This window comes from Pseudomonas sp. DR 5-09 (genome assembly GCF_001655595.1).
Classification (GTDB): Bacteria; Pseudomonadota; Gammaproteobacteria; order Pseudomonadales; family Pseudomonadaceae; genus Aquipseudomonas; species Aquipseudomonas pharyngis.
Map to the genome: position 1 here is coordinate 181,127 of NZ_CP011566.1, position 16,922 is coordinate 198,048.

The 16,922-nt window shown below is 62.6% G+C and carries 16 protein-coding genes; 12 read left to right on the forward strand and 4 right to left on the reverse strand.

Annotated elements, in window-relative coordinates; genetic code table 11:
• Positions 1–12: 12 nt before the first annotated feature.
• Positions 13–1,593: a glycosyltransferase family 39 protein gene (locus PDR5_RS00760; protein ID WP_064592589.1), complete on the forward strand. Its 1,581-nt coding sequence runs from the start codon at positions 13–15 to the stop codon at positions 1,591–1,593.
• Positions 1,594–1,637: 44 nt separating this feature from the next.
• Here PDR5_RS00760 and PDR5_RS00765 read toward each other — a convergent pair whose 3' ends face one another.
• Both PDR5_RS00765 and PDR5_RS00770 read right to left on the reverse strand, forming a co-directional pair.
• Positions 1,638–2,396 carry a slipin family protein gene (locus PDR5_RS00765; RefSeq protein ID WP_039773021.1) on the reverse strand — a complete coding sequence of 253 codons (759 nt, stop codon included), beginning with the start codon at positions 2,394–2,396 and terminating at the stop codon, positions 1,638–1,640.
• 2 nt (positions 2,397–2,398) lie between these two features.
• Positions 2,399–2,926, reverse strand: coding sequence for an NfeD family protein (locus tag PDR5_RS00770; RefSeq protein ID WP_064592591.1), 528 nt, complete (start codon positions 2,924–2,926; stop codon positions 2,399–2,401).
• A 197-nt stretch (positions 2,927–3,123) separates the two neighbouring features.
• On the opposite strand from PDR5_RS00770, the gene PDR5_RS00775 reads away from it, so the two are divergent.
• Positions 3,124–3,585 (forward strand): aminoacyl-tRNA deacylase, encoded by a 462-nt coding sequence (locus PDR5_RS00775; protein WP_007957669.1) that lies wholly within the window; start codon positions 3,124–3,126, stop codon positions 3,583–3,585.
• A 129-nt stretch (positions 3,586–3,714) separates the two neighbouring features.
• The gene (locus PDR5_RS00780; RefSeq protein ID WP_064592592.1) at positions 3,715–3,960 is read left to right on the forward strand and encodes a DUF2789 domain-containing protein; all 246 of its coding nucleotides are present in this window, start codon (positions 3,715–3,717) and stop codon (positions 3,958–3,960) included.
• A gap of 3 nt (positions 3,961–3,963) precedes the next feature.
• Here the strand turns inward: PDR5_RS00780 and PDR5_RS00785 are convergent, their stop codons facing one another.
• Positions 3,964–4,245, reverse strand: coding sequence for a type II toxin-antitoxin system RelE/ParE family toxin (locus PDR5_RS00785; protein ID WP_064592594.1), 282 nt, complete (start codon positions 4,243–4,245; stop codon positions 3,964–3,966).
• Positions 4,242–4,520, reverse strand: a complete 279-nt coding sequence (locus PDR5_RS00790) for a hypothetical protein (RefSeq protein ID WP_007957667.1) — start codon at positions 4,518–4,520, stop codon at positions 4,242–4,244. Before PDR5_RS00790 ends, PDR5_RS00785 begins: the two co-directional genes overlap by 4 nt.
• A 203-nt stretch (positions 4,521–4,723) precedes the next feature.
• Here PDR5_RS00790 and PDR5_RS00795 point away from each other — a divergent pair, with 203 nt between their 5' ends.
• The 9 genes from PDR5_RS00795 to pgaB all read left to right on the forward strand — a co-directional run bounded on the left by PDR5_RS00795 (position 4,724) and on the right by pgaB (position 16,922).
• Positions 4,724–5,152 carry a MarR family winged helix-turn-helix transcriptional regulator gene (locus PDR5_RS00795; RefSeq protein WP_011331882.1) on the forward strand — a complete coding sequence of 143 codons (429 nt, stop codon included), beginning with the start codon at positions 4,724–4,726 and terminating at the stop codon, positions 5,150–5,152.
• Positions 5,149–7,212, forward strand: a complete 2,064-nt coding sequence (locus tag PDR5_RS00800) for an FUSC family protein (protein ID WP_064592596.1) — start codon at positions 5,149–5,151, stop codon at positions 7,210–7,212. Before PDR5_RS00795 ends, PDR5_RS00800 begins: the two co-directional genes overlap by 4 nt.
• On the forward strand, positions 7,209–7,418 hold the full coding sequence (locus tag PDR5_RS00805; protein ID WP_064592598.1) for a DUF1656 domain-containing protein: 210 nt from the start codon (positions 7,209–7,211) through the stop codon (positions 7,416–7,418). The genes PDR5_RS00800 and PDR5_RS00805 overlap by 4 nt, the downstream gene beginning before the upstream one ends.
• Positions 7,415–8,302, forward strand: a complete 888-nt coding sequence (locus PDR5_RS00810; protein ID WP_064592600.1) for an efflux RND transporter periplasmic adaptor subunit — start codon at positions 7,415–7,417, stop codon at positions 8,300–8,302. The genes PDR5_RS00805 and PDR5_RS00810 overlap by 4 nt, the downstream gene beginning before the upstream one ends.
• Positions 8,299–9,741 carry an efflux transporter outer membrane subunit gene (locus PDR5_RS00815; RefSeq protein WP_064382679.1) on the forward strand — a complete coding sequence of 481 codons (1,443 nt, stop codon included), beginning with the start codon at positions 8,299–8,301 and terminating at the stop codon, positions 9,739–9,741. Before PDR5_RS00810 ends, PDR5_RS00815 begins: the two co-directional genes overlap by 4 nt.
• A gap of 93 nt (positions 9,742–9,834) precedes the next feature.
• Entirely contained in the window at positions 9,835–10,470 is a 636-nt protein-coding gene (locus PDR5_RS00820) for a hypothetical protein (RefSeq protein WP_011331886.1), read from the forward strand.
• A 199-nt stretch (positions 10,471–10,669) separates the two neighbouring features.
• Complete coding sequence (locus PDR5_RS00825) at positions 10,670–12,175, forward strand: YdgA family protein (RefSeq protein WP_064592602.1); 1,506 nt, start codon at positions 10,670–10,672, stop codon at positions 12,173–12,175.
• Between the two features lie 256 nt (positions 12,176–12,431).
• On the forward strand, positions 12,432–14,912 hold the full coding sequence (gene pgaA, locus PDR5_RS00830) for a poly-beta-1,6 N-acetyl-D-glucosamine export porin PgaA (RefSeq protein WP_064592604.1): 2,481 nt from the start codon (positions 12,432–12,434) through the stop codon (positions 14,910–14,912).
• Positions 14,913–14,924: 12 nt separating this feature from the next.
• Positions 14,925–16,922 (forward strand): poly-beta-1,6-N-acetyl-D-glucosamine N-deacetylase PgaB, encoded by a 1,998-nt coding sequence (gene pgaB / locus PDR5_RS00835; protein WP_064592605.1) that lies wholly within the window; start codon positions 14,925–14,927, stop codon positions 16,920–16,922.

Genomic DNA, 16,922 nt, shown 5'->3' on the forward strand with positions numbered 1-16,922 from the left:
CAAGAGGAAACAATGGCGGTTAACAGAGTCACGCCAATGGGCGACACGCAAGATCCCTTTGCCGCACCCGGCTCCTGGTTCGGCAGTCTGCGCTGGGTGCGCTGGGTAAAACACCATTGGCTGTGGCCGATCCTCGCGCTGGCGGCGTTCGTGCGTTTTTATGACCTGACGGCGGCGGCGATCTGGGGCGATGAAGGGTCCAGTCTGCTGTTGGCGCGCTATCCGTTGAGCGAAATCTGGAAGCACGCAGCCTTCGATGTGCATCCGCCGCTGTACTTCATACTGCTGCATGGCTGGATCGAGCTGTTCGGTGACGGCATCTTCGCGATCCGCTGCCTGAGTGCGCTGGCCGGCATCGCGGCGGTCGGGTTGGGCGTCTGGCTGGTGGATCGCCTGGCCACACGCCGGGCCGCCTTCATCGCCGGTCTGTTGCTGGCGCTGCTGCCGACAGCGGTGCGCTACAGCCAGGAAGTGCGCATGTACGCGTTGCTCGGAGGACTGTTGCTCGCCGCGAGCCTGGCGCTGGTTTACTGGATCAGGCGCCCCCAGCGAAACCGCTATCTGGTGATTTACGCGTTGTTGATGAGCGCGGCCTTCTACACCCACTACTTCGCCGTTCTCGCGGTTCTGTGTCACTGGCTCTACCTGATCGCGATCCGCGTACAGCGCGGTTATCGATTCCGCCATATCCAGCGCTGGAACTGGTGGCTGGCGAACCTGACCATCGTCGTGCTGTACCTGCCCTGGCTGCCCAATCTGCTCGACTTGATGCAGCACATGGAACAGCTCAGGGCCGGCGGCGATGTCGGCTGGGAGCCGGCCGTCACCTTGAGTTCGCTGCCGTCGATGATCTGGTCGTGGTTGATCCAGGACGATGGCGATACGTTACCGCTGCTGACGTTCGCAGCGTTGCCCCTGGCATTGCTGGCACTGGCGGCTGTCGCGGTGATGCGCGATCGCAGCGTGTCGCGCGGCAGTATGCTGTTGGCGCTGTACACCGGACTGCCGCTGCTGCTGGTATTTGCGGTGTCATTCATCACGCCGGTCTTCGTCGAGCGCTATTTGACGGCGTACGCCCTGGGGTTGCCGATGCTGGCGGCGTTGGCCGTTGACCGTTTGTACAGCCACGCACGGTTGCTCGCTTTGGCGGTGTTGTTCTCACTGATCGGCGTGGAACTGCTCGGCGTGAACAACAACGCCACCGTCGACAGCGATGATCAGTTCGACCGCGTGGTGAATTACGTCAATCAGCATTTCCTGCCGGGCGATCGTATCGTCACCAGCGACATGCTCTGGTACTTGAGCTACGTCTATTACGACCGCAGCGGTGCGCAGGTGCGCCTCTTTACTCCGCCGACAGCAGACGGCCGTTCGACACAACCGAATGAGTACGGCTTCGGCACACTGGTGAGCCGCGAGGTCTATCTGGACAGCCTCGCACAATTGCCGGGGCATGGACGGGTCTGGCTGGTCGGGACGTTCGGCGCTGCGGAAGAATTCTCACCCTTACCCGCCACCTGGCAGCCCGGCGCCGAAATCCATGCCGGCGGCGCCAACGCACGCCTGTTCATCCCCCAGCCACCACTCGACTAAAGCCGCACCTCTATAGACGCCGCTGCCGACTGCGAGCTTTTGCCTCAGGATTTACCTGACAAATCTGCCATGCCCTTGAGCAGTTCGATCGGCAACGGAAAGACGATGGTCGAGCTCTTGTCGCCGGCAATCGAACTCAAGGTCTGCATGTAGCGCAGTTGCATGGCGCCGGGCTGGCGACCGAGCATTTCGGCGGCCTGCATGAGTTTTTCCGAGGCCTGCAATTCGCCTTCGGCGTGGATCACCTTGGCGCGCCGTTCCCGCTCGGCTTCGGCCTGCTTGGCGATGGCGCGCACCATCGATTCGTTGAGATCGACGTGCTTGATCTCGACATTGGCGACCTTGATTCCCCAGGCGTCGGTCTGGGCGTCGAGCACTTGCTGGATGTCGATGTTCAGGCGTTCGCGTTCGGCCAGCAGTTCGTCCAGCTCATGTTTGCCGAGCACCGCGCGCAGGGTGGTCTGGGCCAGTTGGCTGGTGGCCATGAGGAAGTCTTCGACCTGGATGATCGCTTTCTGTGGATCGAGCACGCGGAAGTACAGCACCGCGTTGACCTTCACCGACACGTTGTCGCGGGTGATCACGTCCTGCGGCGGCACGTCGAGGACGATGGTGCGCAGATCGACCCGGACCATTTGCTGCACCACCGGAATCAGCAGGATCAGCCCCGGCCCTTTGACCTGCCAGAAGCGTCCGAGCTGGAACACCACGCCGCGTTCGTATTCGCGCAGGATGCGGAACGTCGAGCCGGCCAGGGCGATCAGCAACAGCAGCAGCGCGACAAAACCGATTTGCAGGCCCATGATCACTCTCCGAGCGGTGCCGCGTCAGTCGCGGCCACTTGCAGCAACAGGCCCTTGCGTCCGACCACCCGCACCGGTTGCCCGGTGTGCAGCGGCGTGGCGCTCAGTACCTGCCAGCGTTCTCCTTGTAATTGCACCCAGCCGTTGCGGCTGTCTTCCGGTTGCACCACCGTCACCGCCGTGACACTGCCGAGCAGGCCGGCATCGCCGCTGACCGGTTGGCGCGGTCGGGTTTTCAGGGCGCGGACCAGCAGCGCGATCAGCAACAGGGCGCTGACCAGCCCGAGGCCGATCATCATCGGTACCGGCAGTTCGGCGTTGCTCAGGATCAGCGCGCCGATCACAAACATGACGATGCCGCCGAGGCCGATCACCCCGTAGTTGGGCAGCGCGGCTTCGGCGATCAGAAACGCGATGCCCAGGGTGATCAGCCACAGACCGACCGGGCTGACAGCGGTAAACGGGGTGTCTGCCGCAACCACCGATCCACTCAGCAGCAACAGGGCAAACGCACAGCAACGGATGTTCACGTGACCCTCCGCGAGAGTCAGGGGTTGTTCTTACAGTCTAGTTGAGGCTGTGGCTGGATGAATTTTGATCAATTCTCTCCGCCCCGTCAGTGGGCGGATTTCCCGGTGTGCGCGGCCGACGGGACTAGACTTTGAAGGACAGCCACAGCGTTTCATTACCGTCCGCCGCGCAGCGTCGGCGGGCACCGAGGTGCATCATGCGTATGGCCAAGAAAGTGCAGAGCAGCCTCAACCGGGCGCAATGCGAATATGACATCGTCACCCACCCGCACTCGTCCAGCAGCCTGGAAACGGCGCGGGTCTCCGGGATTGCCGCAGAACGGGTGGCCAAATCGGTGATCCTGGACGACCGTCACGGGCACTACCTGATGGCGGTGCTGCCCGCCAGCCGACACCTGGACTTGAGCAAGGTGCGCAGCAGCGGCGAATGGCAAATCACCCGCGAAAGCAATCTGGCGCACATTTTCGACGACTGCGAACGCGGCGCCGTACCGCCACTGGGCGATTCCTATGGCCTGGACATGGTCATCGACCCGCTGCTGACCCGGCAGAAAGACATCTACCTGGAAGCCGGCAACCACAACAACCTGCTGCACATGAGCATGCCCGAGTTCCTGAAAATGGTGCCGCATGCGCAGGTGCGGGAGTTGAGTCAGTAGCTTTTTTAGCGTCTGTGCCGACGCCAATCGCGAGCAGGCTCGCTCCCACAGGTTCTGCGCTAAACCTGTGGGAGCGGGCTTGCTCGCGAAAAATCTTTCACACCCTACAAATCTCGCAGGAGTTCCGACATGGAAAACCCGACGCACAGCCTCCCATCCCTGTTCAAGCAACTCGGCCTGGACTACGACCCGGTCAGCATTGACCAGTTCATCGCCACCCATTCCCCGCTCAAACCCGAACTGCACCTGTGCGACGCGTTTTTCTGGAGCGAGAGCCAGGCGGATTTCCTGCGGGACGAAATTCTCGATGATGCGGATTGGGCGGAGGTGGTGGATCAGCTGGATGTGATGTTGAGGAAGGGGCGGGCGGGGTAGTAGTCATCGCGGTAGCGGCCATAACCGAGCTGTATGAACCAGCGCCAGGATCCAGGCTGCGTCGCCTTCCAATTGGTATACGAGCCGATAGCTTTGATGTGGAATGACTTCTCGCGTGCCGGCAATGATACCGGCTGGGCCGATTTCCGGATTCTGGGAAATTCGGATAACCGCTTCGCTGAAGCGGTTATCCATATCTACAGCGGCTTTTGGGTTTACGGAGTGAAGATAATCCCAAATCTTTTCACGTTCCTTTGTGGCGGTTTTCGTCCAGATAATCTTCATTCTTGATTGTCTGCCCGCCTGCGCCTTGCGGCGAATTCTGCTTCTACTTCTTCATTCGACAAGCCATCACCGTCGCGTATAGCGGCTCGTGCGATATCTACTTTCCGCTGTAGAAACGCCTCGTACTCGCGAGCCTCGCGTTGAGTCTGGACAAAGTGGCGCATCATTTCCCGAACGATTTGCGAGGCAGGGCGATGCGTTGCTTCAGCTTCAGCCATGAATTGCTCACGCAACTCAGGCTCCAGCTTCATCGTAAAAACGGCTTGTTTTGACATGTGAAACTCCTTCAAATGAGGCTTGGTACTGAAAAGGTATATACATCGTAAGTTCCAAAAATGGAACCAAGTGAACGATCCAGCGACAAGTGGGCAAAGTTGTTTCAAAACTTGACTGAATTTCCCCTCCAATGCGATATTGATAGTTAGCAAACTAACAGTGTGTGCATTCCCTCGTGCCGAATAACCTCGACGCTCTCCAGATGAACATCAGCAGTGCCATGGTGGTGGCCGCCAGGCATTGGCGGAAGATCTGCCAGACCACGCTGGTCAATTATGGAATTTCCGAAGCCTGCGCCGTCCCGTTGTTGATGATCGGGCGGTTGGGCGAGGGTGTGCGCCAGGTGCAGGTGGCGCAGGCGGCGGGGATGGAGTCGCCGTCGCTGGTGCGCCTGCTCGATCAGTTGTGTCACGCCGGGTTTGTCTGCCGCACCGAAGATGCCCAGGACCGTCGCGCCAAATGCCTGAGCCTGACCGACACCGGTCGTGAGCTGGTGCAAGCGGTGGAGGCGCAACTGGTGCGTCTGCGTCATGAAGTGCTCGAAGGCATCGACCAGCGCGATCTGGAGGCTACGCTTCGAGTACTGAGAGCTTTTGAGGCGGCCACTCCGCCAACGGTGATCAATCCGTGAACGGGTTCTTTTCCGGCATGCCCCCGGCGCGGGACTGGTTCTACGGGGTCCGCACGTTTGCGGCTTCGATGACCGCGCTGTACATCGCCTTGCTCATGCAGATGCCGCGTCCGTACTGGGCGATGGCCACGGTGTACATCGTTTCCAGCCCTTTCCTCGGCCCGACCAGTTCCAAGGCGTTGTATCGGGCGATCGGCACGTTTCTCGGTGCGGCGGCGGCGGTGTTGTTCGTGCCGATGTTCGTTCAGAGCCCTTATGTGCTGGTGGTGGTCATCGCCTTGTGGACGGGGATTCTGCTGTTCCTGTCCCTGCACCTGCGCACCGCCAACAACTACGCGCTGATGCTGGCCGGCTACACCTTGCCGCTGATCGCCCTGCCGGTGGTGGATAACCCGCTGGCGGTGTGGGACGTGGCCGAGTCGCGGACCGAGGAAATCTTTCTCGGTATCGCCGTGGCGGCGGTGGTCGGCGCGATGTTCTGGCCACGGCGCCTGGCGCCGGTGTTCAACGACGCCGTGGGCAAATGGTTCGCCGACGCCACGACCTACAGCCTGAAATTCCTCAGCCGCGACGTGCAGCCCGAAGAGGTCGCAGCCCTGCGCATGGCCATGGTCGGCAGTTTCAACAGCCTGGAGTTGATGATCGGCCAGTTGCCGCACGAAGGTGCGCGGCCGCAAACCGTACGCAACACCAAGGAACTGCGCGGCCGGATGATTCACCTGCTGCCGGTGATCGATGCCCTCGAAGATTCGCTTTACGCCCTCGAACGGCGCACGCCCGAGCTGGTGGAAAAGTTCGCACCACTGCTCACCGCGACTCGCGAATGGCTCAGCCACAAAGACGCCGATCTGGAACGCTGGCAAGCCCTGCGGGATCAGCTCGAAGCGCTGCAACCGAGCGCCGAAGCCCTGGAAGATCGCAGACAGTTGCTGTTTTCCAACGCGCTGTATCGCCTCGGCGAGTTCATCGATCTTTGGCAGGACTGCCGCAGTCTGCAGGACGCAATCCTGTGCGAGCGCCAGGACAGCTGGCGCGCGGTGTATCGTCACTGGCGCCTCGGTCGCCTGACGCCATTCATCGACCGCGGGCTGATGCTGTATTCGGTGGCCTCGACCATTCTGGCGATCATCGTTGCCTCGGTGTTGTGGATCCTGCTGGGCTGGACCGACGGTGGCAGCGCGGTGATTCTGGCGGCGGTGTCGTGCAGCTTCTTCGCCTCGATGGACGACCCGGCGCCGCAGATTTACCGGTTCTTTTTCTGGACCGGAATGTCGGTGCTGTTTGCCAGTCTGTACCTGTTTCTGGTGCTGCCGAACCTGCATGACTTTCCGATGCTGGTGCTGGCGTTCGCGGTGCCGTTCATCTGTGTCGGCACCCTGACGGTGCAGCCACGCTTCTACCTCGGCATGCTGCTGACGCTGGTCAACACCTCGTCGTTCATCAGCATTTCCGGTGCTTACGACGCGGACTTCTTTGCCTTCGTCAATTCCAACCTGGCGGGCCCGATTGGGTTGTTGTTCGCGTTTATCTGGACCCTGATCGCCCGGCCGTTCGGCGCCGAACTGGCGGCCAAGCGCCTGACCCGTTTCAGCTGGAAAGACATCGTCAGCATGACCGAACCGGCGAACCTCGCCGAACACCGACAGCTTGGCGTGCAACTGCTTGACCGTCTGATGCAGCACCTGCCGCGTCTGGCGTTGACCGGGCAGGACACCGGCATCGCCATGCGCGAAGTGCGCGTGGGGCTGAACCTGCTCGACTTGCTCGCCTACACACCGCGAGTGACGGGCGCGCCGAACGCGTTGCTCAAGCAAGTGGTGGCAGAGGTTGGCGAGTATTTCCGGGCCTGCCTCAAGGCCGGCGAACGCCTGCCAGCGCCAAGCGCCTTGCTGATGACCATGGATCGCACCCGCCGTGCGCTCAACGGCCACGGCGATGAAGAAACCCGGCTCAACCTGTTGCACGCCTTGAGCGGTTTGCGCCTGGCGCTGTTGCCCGGCGTGGAGTTCGTTTCCAACGCAGAGCCCGAAGAACCGCTGCCCGAAGGAGCGCCCCTATGATCGGTGATCTGGATATCAGCGGCATTTTCCTGCCGACCCTGCTGGTGTTGATGGGCATCACTTATGTGCTGTTTGTTTTGGTACACGGCGTGCTCACACGCCTGCATTTCTACCGTCTGGTCTGGCACCGGGCATTGTTCAACGTGGCTCTCTACGCCTTGATGCTGTACGGCGTGGATTCACTCAGTCGATACCTGATGACATGAAAAAACCGTTTCTGACCCTCGGTCGCGTCGTCCTGACGCTGCTGATCGTGACTTTCGCCGTCGTCGTGGTCTGGCGCATGGTGATGTATTACATGTTCGCGCCCTGGACCCGCGACGGCCACATTCGCGCCGACATCGTGCAGATCGCCCCGGACGTGTCCGGGCTGATCCAGCAGGTCGAAGTGAAGGACAACCAGTTGGTGAAACGCGGCCAGGTGCTGTTCAGCATCGACCAGGACCGTTTCAAACTGGCGTTGCGCCAGGCCAGGGCGGCGGTCGCTGATCGCGAAGAAACCCTGGCTCAGGCGCAGCGTGAAGCCAAGCGTAACCGTGGTCTGGGCAATCTGGTGCCGGCCGAACAGCTGGAAGAAAGCCTGTCGAAAGTGGCCCGCGCGCAATCGGCCCTGGCCGAAGCGCTGGTGGCGGTGGACAGTGCTCAGCTCAACCTCGATCGCTCGGTGATCCGCAGTCCGGTGGACGGCTACGTCAACGACCGTGCGCCACGCTCGCAGGAATTCGTCACCGCCGGGCGTCCGGTGTTGTCGGTGGTCGACAGCAATTCGTTCCACATCGACGGCTATTTCGAAGAAACCAAACTCGACGGCATCCACATTGGGCAATCGGTGGATATCCGCGTGATCGGCGACCGCGCCCGCCTGCGCGGACATGTCGAAAGCATCGTCGCCGGTATCGAAGACCGCGACCGTTCGAGCGGCAGCAACCTGCTGCCCAACGTCAATCCGGCGTTCAGCTGGGTGCGCCTGGCGCAACGGATTCCGGTGCGCATTGCCTTCGACGATGTGCCGGATGACTTCCGCATGATCGCCGGGCGTACCGCGACCGTGTCGATCATCGACGATCAACCGCAGGAGCCCGCCAAATGAGCAGGGCTCTGATGATCGCCGGTTTGGGCATGATGCTGTCGGCCTGCTCGATGGTCGGGCCGGACTACCACGTGCCCGAAGACGCGGCGATCCAGCGCAAGGATTTCCAGGGCGACCTGGCGGTGGCCGGCAAACCGGTGGTGTCGGCCCCGGTGCCGGCGGACTGGTGGCGGCTGTACCAGGATCCGCGTCTGGATCAACTGGTGCAGCAGGCCATGGCGTCCAACACCGATCTGCGAGTGGCGGCGGCGAACCTGTCGCGGGCCCGTGCGCAGGTCGATGAAGCCGAGGCAGCCGGTGGCTGGAGCGGCGGCGTGAAGATGGGCGCGCAACGCTTGCAGGAATCCGGCGAGGCGTTCCTGCTGCCGGAGAAAGTGCCAGTGGCCAACATTGGCGATATCGGCATCAGCGCGTCCTACCAGTTCGACTTGTGGGGCACCCTGCAACGCGGGATTGAAGCGGCAAAGGCCAACGCCGATGCGACTCAGGCCGCTGCCGACACCGCACGCATCACTCTGGTCGCCGACGTGGTGCGGGCCTACACCCAGGTCTGCGCGGCGAACGAGGAACGGGAAATCGCCCAGCATTCCCTCGACCTGCAATCCCAGAGCACCACCCTGATCCAGCGCCTGCGCGATGCCGGGCGTGGCGACGAAACCCAGGTCACCCGTTCGCAGACCCAATTCAAATCCCTGCGCGCCGACATGCCGCGTTATGAGGCGGCGCGGCAGGCCGGGTTGTTCCGGCTGTCGATGCTGCTGGCCAAGCCTGTCGATCAATTGCCGGCCGGCACCGCGACCTGTGCCGAGCTGCCGAAAATCGCGCAACTGGTGCCAGTCGGTGACGGCGCCGCGCTGCTCAAGCGTCGGCCGGACATCCGCCAGGCCGAGCGGCGTCTGGCGGCCGCGACCGCCGGGATCGGCATCGCCACCGGCGAGCTGTACCCGGACATCAGTTTCGGCGCGACAATCGGCACCGTCGGCATTCTCGACAACCTTGGCAAACCCTCCACCAACCGCTGGGGCTTCGGCCCGTCGCTGAGCTGGAGCGTGCCGACCAACGGCGCCCGGGCCCGCATCCGTGAAGCCGAAGCCACGACCCAGGGCGCGCTGGCGCATTTCGACGGCGTGGTGCTCAACGCCATCCGCGAAACCCAGACCGGCCTGTCCCAGTACTCCGCGCTGCTGCAACGCCGCGATGCACTGGCCGATGCCGAGCAGTCGGCGAAACTGGCGGCGGACCAGACGCACCGCTTCTTCCAGGCCGGCCGCGAGTCGTTCCTTGCCGACCTGCAGGCCACCCGCACTTACACCGACGTCACCGCGCAACTGGCCGCGGCCAACACCCAGGTTGCCATGAGCCAGATCGATTTGTTCCTCGCCCTGGGCGGCGGTTGGGAAAGCGGACGAACGCAAGCCTCGAGCGCCAGCAAACCCTGAGGCCGTTGCTATGCTTTGAAGTATTGAAAGGGCGCCCCGAACCAGGCGCCTTTTCAGTGCACATCGCTAGCGCAGGTCTAGGGGAAACCAATAATGAAAAACCCTTACGCTCTTGGCTTCTGGTGCGCCCTGGTAGCCCTGGTGCTGCTGTCGGCCACCTATTTCTACGGCATCATGCTGGCCCACCAGATCGACAAGGCAATGGTCTTTCTCGACAGCACCGTGGCGCTGATCGCGGTCATGGCGATCGTGGTCGTGGCGTCGGCGCTGGTGCAGACCCAGCGACTCAAGAAACGCCAGCTTGAGCAAAGCAAGACGCTGCTGCTGATCTGGGACACCAAGGTCGCGCTGCGCAAAGTCGAAACCGTATTCGACCGCTACTTCTGGGGCGGCTACTGGCAGCCGGGGCGTACCTTCGCCGAAGTCATGGGCGAGCTCACCGGCACGCCGCTGGAAAAAAGCCTCGAAGCCCTGAAAAAACAATGTCTGGCCCTCGACCGACAAGTCGCCGGCGACGGCTGGCACTGGCTCAACAACGCCCGCGAACTGTCGGACGTCGCCACAGCCATGGCCCGCGAGCGTTATCAACTGGATTTCTGCGACCCGCGCAGCGACGGGCCGGGCGGAGCGGTGATCGACCGGGATTTCGAAGTGCTGGTGTACACCTGGACCGCGCGGCTGAAAAGCTTCGACCATCAGCTGGACGAGATCGAGGTTCAATACTCCTGAGCCCGAAAAGATCGCCGAACCCGGCGATCTTTTTGTTTGTCCATGTCTTGTCGACATTCTTTAACCTTTAAACATTGGGCTGCCAGGCGCGCCCGGTGCTAATCTCCACCGCTAAATTCAGCGGAGTCGCGCCACGGCCCGGTCACGGGTTCAGGGAAGACGACCACACTTTCAGCCACGGAAATCGATCAGGTCATTCATGAATAAATCAGCAGGCGTGCTTCTCGGAATTGTTGTGGCCATTGGCGCCATCAGCGTAGGCGGGGCCTGGTACACCGGCACCAAAATCGAAGGCGTGCTGAACAACGCCGTCGCCAATGCCAACAGCGAGTTGCAGACCGCCATGGCCGGCTCCAACGGCAGTGCGTCGCTGGAACTGGTGTCGCTGGAGCGCAACACCTTCAGCAGCACCGCGCACTATCGCCTCAAGGGCGAGGGTGAAATGTTCGGCGAAGCGCCGGTCGAGCTGCTGTTCGTCGACCGCATCGAACATGGCCCGCTGCCGTTCTCGCGTCTGGTTTCGCTGAAATGGCTGCCGGTCATGGCCACCAGTCACTTTGAGCTGGAAAAGACCCCGATCACCGAAAAATGGTTTGCCGCCACCAAGGGCGCGGCGCCGCTCAAAGGTGTGGTCAACATCGGCTACGACCAGTCCACCACCGGCAACCTCGAACTGCTGCCACTGGAAACCGCGCTGGATGACAAGTCGAACCTGAAGTTTTCCGGCTTGAACATGGATATTTCCGCCAGCGCCCAGGCCCAGAAGGTCAAGGCCGACGGCTACATGGACAGCCTGCGCCTGACCACGGTCGCCGAAGACCAGACGCCGGTGCAGATCGAACTCAATGGCCTGACCCTGGCCAGCAACCTCGCCAAGAGTACCTACGGCTATTACACCGGCGAGAACACCCTGGAACTGACCAGCAGCAAGACCACCTTCGGCGCCAAGCAGTCAGTGCTGGGCGTGAAGAACTTCGAGATGAAGAACCGCACTGAAGAGAACGGCAGCAACGCCTCCGGCCGTGCCGACTACAAGGTCGCTGAAGTGACCCTCAACGACAAGAAGATCGGTTCGGCCAATCTGGCCATGAGCCTGAAAAACCTCGACATTCCGTCGGCGATGTCGCTGATGCAGATCTACCAGACCAAGCTGCAGCCTTACGAAAAAGCCGCTGCCGAAGCCACCGCCGCCGGCCTGCCGGCACCGGAGCTGAACCTGACCGAGGCCGAGTCGAACCAGGTCAAGGCCGACCTGCAGAAACTGCTGGCGGCCGGGCCGCAACTGGCGCTGGAAGACCTGTCGCTGAAAACCGCCAACGGCGAAAGCCGGGCGAATCTGGTGCTTGATCTGACCAAGCCTGCGTCGATGGACCTGCCACCGGATCAACTGGGCAAACAGTTGATCGCGCTGCTGGACATCAATGTGTTGGTGTCCAAGCCGATGCTGGTCGACCTGCTCAGCGTGCAGGCGCAAATCGATGGCCAGACCGATGCCAAGGCCATCGTCGACCAGGCCAGCGCTGGCGCCGACATGTTCGCCGGCATGGCCGTCGGTTCGCAGCTGGCGACCCTGGATGGCACCAACGTTGTCACCAAGCTGCATTACGCCGCTAATCAGGTGGAGTTCAACGGCCAGAAGATGACCGTCGAGCAGTTCGTGGGCTTTCTGATGAGCAAGTTCGGCAGTATCGAACAGCCTCAGTAAACGCCTCGCGCGTCACCGAAACGCCCGGCCTCTGCACCCGCAGACGCCGGGCGTTTTGCTGTCTGGCATCCGGGTCAACGGTCAGCCGGGGCCAGTCATCGTCACGAATCTGAACAATTATTGTGTTCTGAATATTGATCTACGCTTGCGTGCAAGACTGCTTGGATAGCTTGGCCAGGTGATCTACTTGGCCTCCGTTACGAAATGGGCAAGGGGGGGCACTGCTACCCGGCTGGCCATGTAAGGATGCTGACGAATGCCGCGTATTGATGGTCCTGTATTACATCGTGGTTTACGCCCTTTGTTTCGAGTCGCGCTGTGCAGCCAGTTGCTCTGGCCGGCGTTCGCGTTCGCCGCCACGGCCTACGATCAAATGGTGCTCGACGCCCGGGCCGGGCATTACACGCCCGCGCTGACCGTCTTGCGTCAGGTGCCGCCGGCCCAGGCCACCACCGGCCAGGTCAGCGATCACCTGCAAATCGCCGGTTGGGCCGGGCTCGACGCCGAAGTGGTGCAGGTCTACGAGACCCAGGGTCGTGGCCGCGCACTGCCGGTTCAGGCGCTGACCGCCACCGCCCGGGCCTACCGTAACCTCAAACGCTGGGATCAGGCGATCCAGGTCTACAACAAGGCCCTGACCCTGGAGCCGGATAACGCCGACCTGCAACTCGGTCTCGCGCTGACCCAGGCCGATTCCAGCAAGCCTGACGAAGGGGTGATCCGCGCCCGTTCGCTGGTCGCCGCCAAACCCGATGATCCTTCCCGCCGACTCGCGCTGGGCTACGCCCTGAATCGCGCGGGCAAGCCATACGACGCGCTGTTCGAATACGACCAGGCCTTCATGCGCGCCGGCAACAAACCCGAGGTCGCCCGCGAATACGTGGTCGCCCTGCAAAAGGCGCGTCTGCCGGAGCCGGCGCTGCGGCTTGCCAGGCTGCGTCCGGGGTTGATCGATCCGGTCACCTTGCGGCGTCTGGAAGGTGATCTGGCCGCCGAACGCGTGCGCCTGGCCGAACTGGCCACCCGCAGCGAAAAAGAACGCTACGTGATCGCCGACCGCGCCCTGGCCGACTACGACCAGTTGCTCGCCACCTGGACCCCGGACGCCAGCGCCCACGATGACGTGACCCGCTGGCGCATCGACCGCATGGGCGCACTCAAGGCCCGGGCGCGCACCGCCGAAGTCATCAGCGAATACCAGAAGCTGCAAGCCGAAGGCGTGAAGATCCCGACCTACGCCCTGCGCTGGGTGGCGGCGTCCTATCTGGATCAGCGCCAGCCGGAAATCGCCACCGATCTTTACCGTCAGGTGCTGGCGGCGCCGGACGCCGATGTCGGCGACCGACTCGAAGACACCACGGCGCTGTATTACTCGCTGCTGGAAAGCGACCGCGCCGAAGAGGCGCGCAAGGTTGCTGAGGATCAGGCCAAGGCGCAGAAGCCGCGTGTCGAACTCAAGGGCTTGCCGATCGGCAACCCCAACGACGAATGGATGGACGCCCAGCAACTGGCGGCACAGGCCGGCACCTATGGCTCCGACCTGCCTCACGGTGAAGAGCGTTTGCAGACTCTGGTGGATCAGGCACCGGGCAACATCGGCCTGCGCCTGGCCCAGGCAGACCTGTACCTGGCCCGCAACTGGCCGCGCCGCGCGGAAAACCAGCTCAAGGAAACCGAGAGCATCGCGCCGCGCGACATGGGCCTGGAAGTCGCGCAGGCCCGCACCGCCATGGACTTGCAGGAATGGCGGCAGATGGATGCGCTGACTGATGATGTGGTGGCGCGCTTCCCTGACAACCGTCAGGTCCAGCGTCTGGCCCGTGAACGCGAAGTGCACGACATGTCCGAGCTGCGCGTCGAGGCCTACGGCGGCAAGGCCAACGGCGGCAGCGGTGGCGATGCCGGCGCGGTCTCCGGCAGCCGGGATTTCGGTATCCAGACCACCCTTTACAGCCCGCCGATCGATGAGGACTGGCGAGTGTTCGCCGGGGCCGGATACGCCACTGGCGATTTTGCCGAGGGCACCGGCCACCACCGCTTCCAGCGTGTCGGCCTGGAGCGTCGCACCCGCGACATGACCCTCGAAGCCGAAGTATCGAATCATTCCTACGGTTTCGGCGACAAGCAGGGCGGGCGTCTGGCGATTGCCCGGGATATCAACGACCACTGGCAATACGGCGGCAGCCTCGAATACCTGTCGGCCGAGACCCCGCTACGGGCACTCAACAGCGACATCAAGGCCAACGGCGGCAGCGGTTTCATCCGCTGGCGCGCCAATGAGAGCCGCGAGTGGCGGCTGGCGGTCAGCCCGTCGCACTTCAGCGACGGCAACAATCGCGTCGAAGCCTTGCTGACCGGCAAAGAGGGCGTCTACAGCGCGCCGAACCTGCAAGTCGATGCGGGCCTGGAAGTGGGCACCAGCCACAACTCAAAGTCCGATGACGTGCCGTACTTCAACCCGAAGTCGGACTTCAGCGTCATGCCGCTGCTGAACGTCAATCACGTGCTGTACCACCGCTACGAAACCGCCTGGAGCCAGCAGTTCCAGGCCGGAGCGGGCACTTACAGCCAGCGTGATCACGGCACCGGCGGCATGGCATTGCTCGGTTACGGCCAGCGCTACGCCTGGAACGACGTGTTCGAGGTGGGCGGTTTGTTCAGCGTGATCAACCGGCCCTACGACGGTGACCGGGAAACCGATCTGCGTCTGCTCGTCGACCTCACTTTCCGCTTCTAGAAGAGTTTGAAGATGCCTTTGATTTCGCGTTTCTTCCTTCTGCTGGGAGTGCTGCTGGTCAGCGCCTGCGCCCAGCAAGCCCCGGCCTTCGTGCCGCCGTCCGAGCGACCGCTGGCAGCCAATGAAAAGCCCTGGCCGAAAAACCACGTGCTGGGCATTGCCTACCACGACGTCGAAGACCGAGACCCCGATCAGGCGGTAGTGGCGGTGCGCACCGAGCGCCTGCTCGAACAGCTCGCCTGGCTGCGGGAGAACAACTACAAACCGGTGACGGTCGACCAGATCATGGCCGCGCGCCAAGGCGGGCCGGAACTGCCGCCCAAGGCAATCCTGCTCAGCTTCGACGACGGTTACTCAAGCTTCTACACCCGAGTGTTGCCGGTATTGCGCGCCTACAACTGGCATGCGCTGCTGGCGCCGGTCGGTACCTGGATCGATACGCCGCTGAACCAACCGGTGGATTTCGCCGGCACGCCGCGTCCGCGCTCGGACTTCCTGACCTGGGCTCAGGTGCGGGAAATCTCGCAATCGGGCCTGGTGGAAATCGCCGCCCACACCGACGCCAGCCACAAAGGCATCCTCGCCAACCCGCAAGGCAACCTGCAGCCGGCGGCCGCGACCCGACGCTACGATCCGGTGAGCAAGCGCTACGAATCCGAAGCCGATTTCCAGGCGCGGATCCGCGCCGACGTGCAAGCGATCTCGGAGAAAATCCGCAAGAACACCGGTAAGAAACCGCGCGTCTGGGTCTGGCCTTACGGCACGGCGGACGGCACGTCGCTGACCGTGGTCAGCGAAGAGGGCTATGAAATGGCCCTGACCCTCGATGACGGCCTCGATGCCCTCGACAACCTGATGAGCGGGCCGCGTTTCCTGGTGGCTTCCGACCCTGACGGCGAGCACTTCGCCAACAGCGTGGTCGGCGTGCAATCGGATTTCACCATGCGCGTGGTCCACGTCGATCTGGACAACGTCTACGACCCGGACCCGGCGCAGCAGGAAATCAACCTCGGCAAACTGATCCAGCGCATGGCCGACATGGGCGCCAACACCGTGTTCCTGCAAGCCTTCGCCGATCCGAAGGGCGATGGGCTGGTGCATTCGCTGTACTTCCCCAACCGTCATCTGCCGATGCGCGCCGACCTGTTCGACCGCGTCGCCTGGCAATTGCGCACCCGGGCTCACGTGAAGGTTTTCGCGTGGATGCCGGTGCTGAGTTTCGAGCTGGATTCGAAGCTGCCACGGGTGACGCGCTGGGATCCGAAGACTGGCACGACCGCGGTCGACCCGGATCAATACAAACGCCTGTCGCCGTTCGATCCCGAAGTGCGACGAATCATCGGCGAGATCTACGAAGACGTGGCACGCCTAACTTCGGTCGACGGCATTCTCTACCACGACGACGCGGTGCTTTCGGACTTCGAAGACGCCAGCCCGCAGGCGCTGAAGGCCTATGCCGCCAACGGCTTGCCGGGCTCGATCGCCGCTCTGCGTGACGATCCGGCAGCGATGCAGCGCTGGACGCGCTTCAAGAGCCGTTACCTGATCGACTTCACCAACGAACTCACCGCCAAGGTGCGCGCGATTCGTGGCCCGCAAGTGCTCACCGCACGCAACATCTTCGCCGAGCCGGTGCTCAATCCGCACAGCGAAGCGTGGTTCGCGCAGAACCTCGACGACTTCCTCGTGACCTACGACTGGACGGCGCCGATGGCCATGCCGCTCATGGAAAAACAGACGTATGCGCAGTCCGGCCCGTGGCTCGAAGAACTGGTGGCGAAGATCAAACAGCGCCCCGGTGCGCTGAATCGCACGGTGTTCGAATTGCAGGCCCGGGACTGGACGAAAAAGGACCAGACCGACATTGACGGCGCGCAACTGGCCGACTGGATGAGCCGCCTCAAGCGTCAGGGCGCCACCAGTTTCGGCTACTACCCGGACAACTTTCTCGAGAACCTGCCGGACCTGAAAACCGTGCGGCCTGCGCTCTCCAACAAATGGAACCCATGA

Bases quoted from the DNA above. Each gene is read 5' to 3' on its own strand.
- PDR5_RS00765 (WP_039773021.1), bottom strand. From the start codon at position 2,396: ATGGGCCTGCAAATCGGTTTTGTCGCGCTGCTGCTGTTGCTGATCGCC.
- PDR5_RS00805 (WP_064592598.1), top strand. From the start codon at position 7,209: ATGATCGGTGATCTGGATATCAGCGGCATTTTCCTGCCGACCCTGCTG.
- PDR5_RS00825 (WP_064592602.1), top strand. From the start codon at position 10,670: ATGAATAAATCAGCAGGCGTGCTTCTCGGAATTGTTGTGGCCATTGGC.
- PDR5_RS00815 (WP_064382679.1), top strand. From the start codon at position 8,299: ATGAGCAGGGCTCTGATGATCGCCGGTTTGGGCATGATGCTGTCGGCC.
- PDR5_RS00775 (WP_007957669.1), top strand. From the start codon at position 3,124: ATGCGTATGGCCAAGAAAGTGCAGAGCAGCCTCAACCGGGCGCAATGC.
- PDR5_RS00795 (WP_011331882.1), top strand. From the start codon at position 4,724: ATGAACATCAGCAGTGCCATGGTGGTGGCCGCCAGGCATTGGCGGAAG.
- PDR5_RS00785 (WP_064592594.1), bottom strand. From the start codon at position 4,245: ATGAAGATTATCTGGACGAAAACCGCCACAAAGGAACGTGAAAAGATT.
- pgaB (WP_064592605.1), top strand. From the start codon at position 14,925: ATGCCTTTGATTTCGCGTTTCTTCCTTCTGCTGGGAGTGCTGCTGGTC.
- PDR5_RS00810 (WP_064592600.1), top strand. From the start codon at position 7,415: ATGAAAAAACCGTTTCTGACCCTCGGTCGCGTCGTCCTGACGCTGCTG.
- PDR5_RS00820 (WP_011331886.1), top strand. From the start codon at position 9,835: ATGAAAAACCCTTACGCTCTTGGCTTCTGGTGCGCCCTGGTAGCCCTG.
- pgaA (WP_064592604.1), top strand. From the start codon at position 12,432: ATGCCGCGTATTGATGGTCCTGTATTACATCGTGGTTTACGCCCTTTG.
- PDR5_RS00780 (WP_064592592.1), top strand. From the start codon at position 3,715: ATGGAAAACCCGACGCACAGCCTCCCATCCCTGTTCAAGCAACTCGGC.
- PDR5_RS00790 (WP_007957667.1), bottom strand. From the start codon at position 4,520: ATGTCAAAACAAGCCGTTTTTACGATGAAGCTGGAGCCTGAGTTGCGT.
- PDR5_RS00760 (WP_064592589.1), top strand. From the start codon at position 13: ATGGCGGTTAACAGAGTCACGCCAATGGGCGACACGCAAGATCCCTTT.